Raw genomic sequence first — 9,657 nt, 5'->3', positions numbered from 1 at the left:
TCTAACGAGCATCAGATTGCGGTGTGTGAAGACGAAAATGAACCGAAAGTTCGACGCTCACAAAACACCGAAAGCTGTCACATACCCAATTTGCTGAAGCGAGGCATAAGCCACGATTCAGTACCCGAATTTCTTGACGACCATAGAGCATTGGAACCACCTGATCCCATCCCGAACTCAGCAGTGAAACGATGCATCGCCGATGGTAGTGTGGGGTTTCCCCATGTGAGAGTAGGTCATCGTCAAGATTAAATTCCGAAACCCCATTTGCGAAAGCAGATGGGGTTTTGTTTTGGGCGGTCGAAAAGACAGCTAACATCCCAATTCCTCCAACAACTGCCCACAGTGCTAAAGTCGCACCCTCGATTTTTGCTTTTCCCAAGGAAGCCGTTATGCCGGATGCGACGTCCCTCAGCCCTGGATTCATGGTGGTTCACGGCAACCGCTTGGACGAACTGCGCAGCCTGGTGGTCAGTTGGATGCGCCGCTATCCCCTGGCGCCCCTGGAAAACGAAATTGCCCTGGTACAAAGCAACGGCATCGCCCAATGGCTCAAGCTGGCCCTGGCTGAAGATCCGGAAGAAGACGACATGGGCGGCTGCGGAATAGCCGCAGCAATCGATGTTCAACTGCCTGGCAGCTTCATGTGGCAGCTCTATCGTATGGTCTTGGGCAAAGATGAAATTCCGCCCAAGTCCCTGCTCGACAAAGCCCCGCTGACCTGGCGCCTTATGCGACTGCTCCCGGAGCTTATCGATCAGCCGCACTTCGAACCGCTGCAGCGTTTTCTCACCCACGACACCGATTTGCGCAAACGCTACCAACTCGCCGAGCGCCTGGCTGACCTGTTCGACCAATATCAGGTCTACCGCGCCGATTGGCTCGAAGACTGGGCTGCCGGCCGCCACCAACTGCGCAACGGTCGAGGCGAATCAAAACCGCTCAACCCAGCCAACTGCTGGCAAGCCGAACTATGGCGCGCACTGTTGCTGGATGTCGGTGAAGAAGGCATGGCCGAAAGCCGCGCCGGCGTTCACCAACGCTTTATCGAGCGCATCAATACAATGGAAACAGCACCCGAGGGCCTGCCATCCCGAGTCATAGTTTTTGGCATCTCCTCGTTGCCCGCCCAGGCCCTTGAGGCCCTCGCCGGCCTCGCGCGATTCAGCCAAGTCCTGCTCTGCGTGCACAACCCCTGCCGTCACCATTGGTCTGACATCGTCGCCGACAAAGACCTGCTGCGTAACGAATATAAACGCCAAGCGCGTAAAGCCGGCATGCCGATCACCATCGACCCACAAACCCTGCACCAGCACGCCCACCCGCTACTGGCCGCCTGGGGCAAGCAAGGCCGTGACTACATCAGCCTGCTGGACAGCTACGACGACCCCAACAGTTATCGCGCTGCATTCCGCGATGGTCGCATTGACCTGTTCAGCGACAGTGAGCCCACCACACTGCTCAATCAGCTCCAGGACGACATCCTGGAACTGCGTCCACTCAACGAAACCCGCGAGCTATGGCCTGCCGTTGATCTGGATCACGATACCTCAATCCGCTTCCACATTGCCCACAGCGCCCAGCGCGAAGTGGAAATCCTCCACGACCAGCTGCTCCAACGCTTCAGTGCCGACCCCTCGCTGCGTCCGCGAGATGTCATCGTCATGGTTCCGGATGTCGACAGCTACGCGCCGCACATTCGCGCCGTGTTTGGCCAACTCGAACGCAATGACCCACGCTTCATCCCGTTCACCCTGACCGACCAAGGCCAACGCGGCCGCGACCCGCTGCTTATCGCCGTCGAACACCTGCTGAAACTGCCCGACAGCCGCTTCCCCGTCAGCGAGATCCTCGACCTGCTCGACGTTCCGGCCCTGCGCGAACGCTTCGCCATCAAGGAGCGCGACCTGCCTACGCTGCATCGCTGGATAGAAGGTGCCGGCATCCGCTGGGGGCTCAACGCCGAACAACGTGCCGGCCTGGGCCTGCCAAAGGAGTTGGAACAAAACAGCTGGCGTTTCGGCCTGCGGCGCATGTTGCTCGGTTACGCCGTAGGCACCGGCGCAGCGTGTGAGGGTATCGAGCCCTACGATGAAATCGGTGGCCTCGACGCGGCGCTCATTGGTCCTCTGGTCGCTTTGCTCGACGCACTTAGCGACGCGCATCAAGCATTGTCGCTACCGGCTTCTCCGACGGAGTGGGGCGGTCGTCTGCAACGCCTGATGCAACTGTTCTTCCTACCCAGCAGCGAACACGATGACTACCTGCTGGGCCAACTCGAACAACTCAGGGAAACCTGGCTGGAAACCTGCGAATCTGTAGGACTGCAGGACGAGTTACCTCTCACCGTAGTCCGCGAAGCCTGGCTCGCGGGTCTGGATCAAGGTCGCCTGTCCCAACGTTTCCTCGCCGGGGCTGTCAATTTCTGTACTTTGATGCCTATGCGAGCGATCCCATTCAAGCTCGTTTGCCTGCTCGGCATGAACGATGGCGATTACCCGCGCGCGCAACCCCCGCTGGACTTCGACTTGATGGGCAGCGACTACCGCCCCGGCGACCGTTCGCGCCGCGAGGACGACCGCTACCTGCTGCTCGAAGCGCTGCTTTCAGCCCGCGACCAGTTGTACATCAGTTGGGTAGGTCGTAGCATCCGCGACAACAGCGACCGCCCGGCCTCGGTATTGATAGGCCAACTACGCGACCATCTCGCCAGCGGCTGGCACCACGCCAACAGCGACGCATCGCTTATCGAAGCCATGACGCAAGAGCACCCACTGCAACCTTTCAGCGCCCGCTACTTCCATGAGGGCGACGCGCTGTTCAGCTACGCCCGTGAGTGGCAATTACTGCACGAAACGCCGGATGCCATGCAAAAAGAAGAGGAACTCAGCTCGCATCAACAGGACGAACCCCTGAGCCTCGGTCAGCTTCAAGACTTCCTGCGCAACCCGGTCAAACATTTCTTCAGCCAACGCCTGAAAGTGTTCTTCGAAGCCGCCGAAGTGCCACTGGCCGACGAAGAACCCTTCGTCCTCGATGCCCTGCAACGCTACAGCCTGAGCGACAGCCTACTGAGCGCCGCACTCACCCAGCCTGATCATCTCGACCAGGCACTGAACGCCCAGGCCCTGCGCCTGCAGGGGAGTGGCCTGTTGCCGATGGTCGGTTTCGGCGAATGCCTACGCAACGAACTGATCGAACCGTTACCCGATCTGTTGCGACGCTATCAGCAATTACTCGCCCTCTGGCCCACCCCGCACACCGGTGCCGAACCGGTCATTTTTGAGCATAATGGCGTTCAGTTGGAAGGCTGGATCAGTGGTCTGCATCGACGCAGCGATGGCGGGTTGCTCAGCGTCACCACCATCCCTAACAGCATAGGCTCGATCAAGACCCGCAAGTGGCATCGCCTGATTCGCCCCTGGGTCAATCATGTGGTTGCCTGCGCCTGCGGTCTGCCATTGAGCACCGGCTTGGTGGCCAGCGATGACACCCTGTTGCTGCCGCCGCTGGATAAAACCAATGCCCAGGAACTACTCGGTAACCTATTGCTGGCCTGGCATACCGGGATGAGCCAGCCGCTGCCCGTCGCCGTCAAAACCGCTTTCGCTTGGCTTAGCCAAACCGATCCTGCCAAGGCCCAGGCGGCCGCCAGCAAAGCTTACGAAGGCGATGGCCTGACCACCGATGGTGAGCGCCGCGAAACCCCGGCGCTTACCCGGCAATTCCCCGACTACGCCACGCTGATTGCCAGCGAAGAATTCGAAGGTTGGTGCGAAACCCTGTATCGCCCGCTGCTCAACGCCCCATGGCGATCACTCACTGGCGAGGAGGCCGGCGCATGACCAGCAAACCCTTGGCCCTGGCCTTCCCGCTCAAAGGCAGCCAGCTGATTGAAGCCAGCGCTGGCACCGGCAAGACCTTCACCATCTCCGCCCTCTACCTGCGCCTGGTCCTCGGCCATGGAGGCGATGAATCAGGCTTTGGCCGCGAACTGCTGCCACCGCAAATCCTGGTAGTGACTTTCACCGATGCCGCCACCAAAGAACTGCGCGAACGCATCCGCATTCGCCTGGCCGAAGCCGCGCGGTTTTTTCGTGAAGAGATTGAACAGCCAGACGCCCTGATCGCCGATCTGCGCGCCGATTACCTAGCCGAACAATGGCCCGCCTGCGCCAATCGCCTGGACATTGCCGCCCAATGGATGGATGAAGCAGCCGTCTCGACCATCCACAGTTGGTGCCAGCGCATGCTGCGCGAACATGCCTTCGACAGTGGCAGCCTGTTCACCCAGACCCTGGAAACCGATCACAGCGACTTGCTCGGCGAAGTATTGCGCGATTACTGGCGACTGTTCTGCTACCCGATGCACGACGATGCGCTCAATTGGGTGCGCAACAACTGGAGTGGCCCCGCCGCGTTGATGCCGCGAGTGCGCGCTTTGTTCGGCAGCGAACGGCCGACGGATGAAACCCGCGAGCCCGCAGAACTGATCACGGCCTGCCTGCACGAGCGTCGACAAGCGCTGACAACCCTCAAGATGCCTTGGCAACAATGGGCCGCCGAGCTGCGCGACATCTGCCTGCAAGCCGTAGCCGCCAAAGCCGTCGACGGGCGCAAGATGCAGGCGCGCTACTTCGAGCCCTGGTTCGAAAAGATCAGCGCCTGGGCTGCTGACGAAACCCTCGAACAACTCGACATCGGCACCGGTTTCACGCGCCTGACACCCGACGGCATGGCCGAAGCCTGGAAAGGTGAGCCACCGCAGCATCCCGGTATCGACGCAATGGCCGGCCTCAAGGCGGCGCTTGATGCGCTGCCAACCCCCGACGCCGCCGTGTTGCAACACGCGGCCGGCTGGGTCGGCAAACGCTTTGAAGAAGAAAAACGCCGTCGCGCCGAAATGGGCTTCGACGACATGCTCATCCGCCTCAACGCCGCGCTGCACGCTGACGGCGGCGAACGCCTGGCCAGCGTGATTCGCGAGCAATTTCCGGTGGCCTTGATCGACGAGTTCCAGGACACCGACCCGGTGCAATACGCCATCTTCGACAGCATCTATCGCATCGAAGAAAACCACCTCGACAGTGGCCTGTTCCTGATCGGCGACCCCAAGCAAGCGATCTACGCCTTCCGCGGCGCCGATATCTACACTTACCTGCGCGCCCGTCAGTCCACCACCGGTCGTCACCACACCTTGGGCACCAACTTCCGCTCCAGCCACGCGATGGTCGACGCGGTGAACCACGTGTTCCAGCGTGCGGAAACCGGTCGCGGCGCGTTCCTGTTCCGCGAGCCCAATGGTGAAAACCCGGTGCCGTTCCACTCGGTACTGTCCCAGGGACGTAAAGAACAATTGCAGGTAAATGGCCAAACGCTGCCAGCCTTGAACCTCTGGCACTTGCCTACTGACCAGCCGGTTTCCAACGTGCTGTATCGTCAGCAGCTTGCGGCGGCCTGTGCCACGCACATCGTTGAATTGCTCAACGGCGGGCAGCAAGGCAGCGCAGGCTTCCTACAACCGGACGGCAGCTTCAACGGCGTGCGCCCGTCAGACATCGCCATCCTCGTGCGCGACGGCAAAGAGGCCCAGGCCGTGCGCGCCGAGTTGGCCGGCCGTGGCGTGCGCAGCGTCTATCTGTCCGACAAGGACTCGGTCTTCGCCGCCCAGGAAGCCCACGACCTGCTGGCCTGGCTCAAGGCTTGCGCCGAGCCGGATGTCGAGCGCCCGCTGCGCGCCGCACTGGCCTGCGTCACCCTGAACCTGTCACTGCCGGAGTTGGAGCGTCTGAACCAGGATGAACTGGCGTGGGAAAGCCGAGTCATGCAGTTCCGTGGCTACCGTGCGATCTGGCGTACCCAAGGCGTGTTGCCGATGCTGCGTCGTCTGCTACACGACTTCAAACTGCCGCAAACCCTGATCGCGCGCAGTGACGGTGAGCGTGTGCTGACTAACCTGCTGCACCTCAGCGAACTGCTGCAACAGGCTGCCTCTGAACTGGATGGCGAACAGGCGCTGATCCGCCATCTGGCCGAGCATCTGGCGCTCTCGGGGCAGGCGGGTGAAGAACAAATCCTGCGCCTGGAAAGTGATGAGCAACTGGTCAAGGTCGTGACTATCCACAAATCTAAAGGCCTGGAATACGACCTGGTTTTCCTGCCCTTCATCTGCTCAGCCAAACCCGTGGATGGCAGCCGCTTACCGCTGCACTACCACGATGAAAACGGCAAATCTCAAGTCAGCCTGCGCCCTACGCCTGAGCTGATCGTCCAAGCCGACAATGAGCGCCTGGCCGAAGACCTGCGCCTGTTCTACGTAGCCCTGACCCGTGCCAAGCATGCGTGCTGGCTCGGAATCGCCGACCTCAAACGCGGCAACAGCAACAGCTCCGTGCTGCACCTGTCGGCGCTGGGCTATTTGCTCGGTGCAGGCGCCTCGTTGGGTGAATCCGCCGGCTTGGCGCGCTGGCTCCTGGACCTTCAAGAAGGTTGCACCGCAATCAACTACGTCCAGGTGCCCGAAGCGCAAGACATCCTTTTCCACCCACCGCGCAACGAAGCCACACTGCGAGCACCCTTGCTGCCCAAGCGCAAGGCTGCAGAAAACTGGTGGATAGCCTCCTACAGCGCCTTGCGCATTGGCGACAGCATGAGCGCTGCCACGCTCGAAGCACCGGAAAGCCCGCAGGCCCAGAAGCTGTTCGATGACGAACGCCTCGACCCCGACGCACCCCGCGAAGTGGCGGCATCCGGCGGCGATATTCATCGTTTCCCTCGTGGCCCTAACCCAGGGACCTTCCTGCACGGCTTGCTGGAATGGGCTGGGGAGGAGGGTTTCAGCGTTACGCCCGAGGCCATCGAAAAGGCTGTGGGCGCCCGCTGCAACCGGCGCAACTGGGAAGGTTGGATCATCACCCTCAGCAGTTGGCTCGGCCACCTGCTGCAAACGCCACTGCCTGTGGACAACGGCCACGTCTCCCTCAGCGCTTTGCAGCAGTACCAGATCGAGATGGAGTTCTGGTTTGCCAGCCACAAGGTCGACGTACTCGCCCTCGACAAGCTGGTGTGCCAATACACCCACAACGGCGTTTCCCGCGTCGCCGCCGAGCCTGTGCTGCTCAACGGCATGTTCAAGGGCTTCATCGATTTGACCTTCGAACATGACGGCCGCTATTACGTGGCCGACTACAAATCCAACTGGCTTGGCCCCGACGATTCGGCCTACACCTTGGATGCCATGGAACAGTCGATCCTCGATCATCGGTACGACCTGCAATACGTGCTTTACCTGCTGGCCCTGCACCGCCAACTCAAGGCGCGGCTGCCGGACTACGACTACGACCGCCATGTCGGCGGTGCGCTGTACATTTTCCTACGGGGCACGCAGTCCGCGAGCCAGGGTGCGTATTTCACCCGACCGCCGCGGGAACTGATCGAAGGCCTGGACCTGCTGTTCCAGGGCAAGCCCATCCCGCCCAAGGTTGAGCCTGCCTGGGAACAAGGAGTGTTGTTATGAGCCTGTCGCCGTTACCGCTGGAGGAGCTGACGCCCCTCAGCCGCGCCGCCGACCTGGTGCAATTGCTGGAGCGTTGGGTCGACCGTGGCTGGTTGCGTGCCTTGGACAAAGCCTTCGTCGGCTTCCTGCACGAACTCGATCCACAGGCCGACCCGTTGGTGCTGCTGGCTGCCGCGCTGACCAGCCATCAACTGGGCCATGGTCACGTCTGCCTCGACCTGTTCGAAACCCTCAAGGCGCCGGACTTTGCGCTGTCGTTGCCGCCTGAAGGCGACCTGCAAACCGGCGCCATGTTGCTGCCGTCGCAGTTACTGGAAGGCCTGGACGGCGCCCACTGGTGCCACGCACTGGCCGCCAGTCATCTGGTCGCGCTGGCGGTCGATGCCAGCGAATCCGCGCAGAGTCGGCCTTTGGTCCTGTCCGGCAAGCGCCTGTACCTGCGCCGCTATTGGACTTACGAACGGCGCATCGACAGCGCCTTGCGCCTGCGTCTTGCCACCCAGGAAAACGTGGCCGTCGATTTGCCGCAGCGCCTCAACAGCCTCTTCGATCAACCGCCCCCTGACGGCGTGATCGACTGGCAAAAGCTCGCCTGCGCCCTGGCTACACGCGGTGCATTCAGCATCGTCACCGGCGGCCCTGGCACTGGCAAAACCACCACCGTGGTGCGCTTGCTCGCGCTGTTGCAGGCGCCGGCTGTGGAGTCCGGCAGTCCATTGCGCATTCGCCTGGCCGCGCCCACCGGTAAGGCCGCCGCACGCCTCACCGAGTCCATCAGCCAACAAGTGCTGTCACTGAAAGTGCCGGACAGCGTGAAGGAAAAAATCCCGACCCAGGTCACCACCGTTCACCGCTTGCTGGGTAGTCGCCCAGGCACGCGGCATTTTCGTCATCACCTCGGCAATCCGCTGCCCCTGGATGTGCTGGTGGTGGACGAAGCCTCGATGATCGACCTGGAAATGATGGCTAACCTGCTCGACGCCTTACCACCCCATGCGCGCCTGGTACTGCTGGGCGACAAGGACCAACTCGCATCGGTGGAGGCGGGCGCCGTCCTCGGTGACTTGTGTCGCGACGCCGAAGCCGGTTTCTACAGCGCCGAGACCCGCCAATGGCTGCAAGCCGTCAGCGGTGAAGACCTCAGCGCCAGCGGCCTGCAGGAAGACCTCGACGCCAGCCACCCCTTGGCCCAGCAGGTGGTGATGCTGCGTTACTCGCGACGTTTCGGCGAAGGCAGCGGCATCGGCCAACTGGCGCGTTGGGTCAACCAGCAAAACGCAGAGGAAGCCCGCAAACTGCTGGCCGCGCGGAGTCACGCTGATCTGTTTTGCGTCAGCCTCAAGGGCGAACATGATCACGCCCTGGAACGCTTGGTGCTGGACGGGCAGGGTGACGGTGCCGAGGGCTATCGCTATTACCTCAAACTGTTGCAAAGCGCCCGTCCGTCGCCGGATACGCCCCGTGAAAGCCAAGCCTGGACCCACTGGGCGCAACAACTGCTGCAAGCCTTCGACGCTTTCCAACTGCTCTGCGCGGTACGCAAAGGCCCCTGGGGCGTGGAAGGCCTGAACCTGCGCATCACCGCCGCCCTGCGCAAGGTGCGGTTGATCGAAGGCGACGAGCAATGGTACGAAGGCCGCCCGGTGCTGATGACCCGTAACGATTACGGCCTGGGCCTGATGAACGGTGACATCGGCATCGCGCTGAAACTGCCCGAAAGCGACGGCGGCCCCCAGATGCTGCGCGTGGCCTTCCCACGCAATGACGGTCAGGGCGGTGTGCGATTTGTGCTGCCCAGCCGTCTGAACGATGTAGAAACTGTGTACGCCATGACCGTGCACAAATCCCAGGGCTCGGAATTCACCCATACCGCGCTGATCCTGCCGGATGCGTTGAACCCGGTGCTGACCAAGGAGCTGATCTACACCGGCATCACAAGGGCCAAGCGCTGGTTCAGCCTGATCGAGCCCCGTGGCGGCGTGTTTGAAGAAGCCGTCAGGCGCAAGGTCAAGCGTTTGAGTGGGTTGATGCTGGAGTTGGGTCACGAATCCGAAAATAACTGACTGCTAGGTCATGTCAGATTTCTGGTTCAGTCGCCTGATTTTTCTGGAAAAATAGCGCCCCCTGCGAAGACCTACTCT

General features: G+C 61.5%; 3 protein-coding genes and 1 rRNA gene. All 4 read left to right on the top strand.

The annotated features are described in order from the left end of the window. The first annotated feature begins 132 nt into the window (after positions 1 to 132). The 4 genes from rrf (at position 133) to recD (ending at position 9,579) form a co-directional block, all read left to right on the top strand. Positions 133 to 248 (top strand): 5S ribosomal RNA (gene rrf / locus U367_RS0117170). A 144-nt stretch (positions 249 to 392) separates the two neighbouring features. Next, entirely contained in the window at positions 393 to 3,845 is a 3,453-nt protein-coding gene (gene recC, locus U367_RS0117165) for an exodeoxyribonuclease V subunit gamma (RefSeq protein ID WP_028617943.1), read from the top strand. Further along, positions 3,842 to 7,516 carry an exodeoxyribonuclease V subunit beta gene (gene recB, locus U367_RS0117160; RefSeq protein ID WP_028617942.1) on the top strand — a complete coding sequence of 1,225 codons (3,675 nt, stop codon included), beginning with the start codon at positions 3,842 to 3,844 and terminating at the stop codon, positions 7,514 to 7,516. The genes recC and recB overlap by 4 nt, the downstream gene beginning before the upstream one ends. Next, a complete protein-coding gene (gene recD, locus U367_RS0117155) occupies positions 7,513 to 9,579 on the top strand; it encodes an exodeoxyribonuclease V subunit alpha (RefSeq protein ID WP_028617941.1) in 2,067 nt (688 codons plus the stop codon). The genes recB and recD overlap by 4 nt, the downstream gene beginning before the upstream one ends. Positions 9,580 to 9,657: the final 78 nt, after the last annotated feature.

The organism is Pseudomonas canadensis, assembly GCF_000503215.1.
Lineage (GTDB): Bacteria > Pseudomonadota > Gammaproteobacteria > Pseudomonadales > Pseudomonadaceae > Aquipseudomonas > Aquipseudomonas canadensis.
This window is presented reverse-complemented; position numbering and strand designations above follow the sequence as displayed.

Coding starts and splice junctions, on each gene's coding strand:
- recC (WP_028617943.1), top strand. CDS start 393: ATGCCGGATGCGACGTCCCTCAGCCCTGGATTCATGGTGGTTCACGGC.
- recD (WP_028617941.1), top strand. CDS start 7,513: ATGAGCCTGTCGCCGTTACCGCTGGAGGAGCTGACGCCCCTCAGCCGC.
- recB (WP_028617942.1), top strand. CDS start 3,842: ATGACCAGCAAACCCTTGGCCCTGGCCTTCCCGCTCAAAGGCAGCCAG.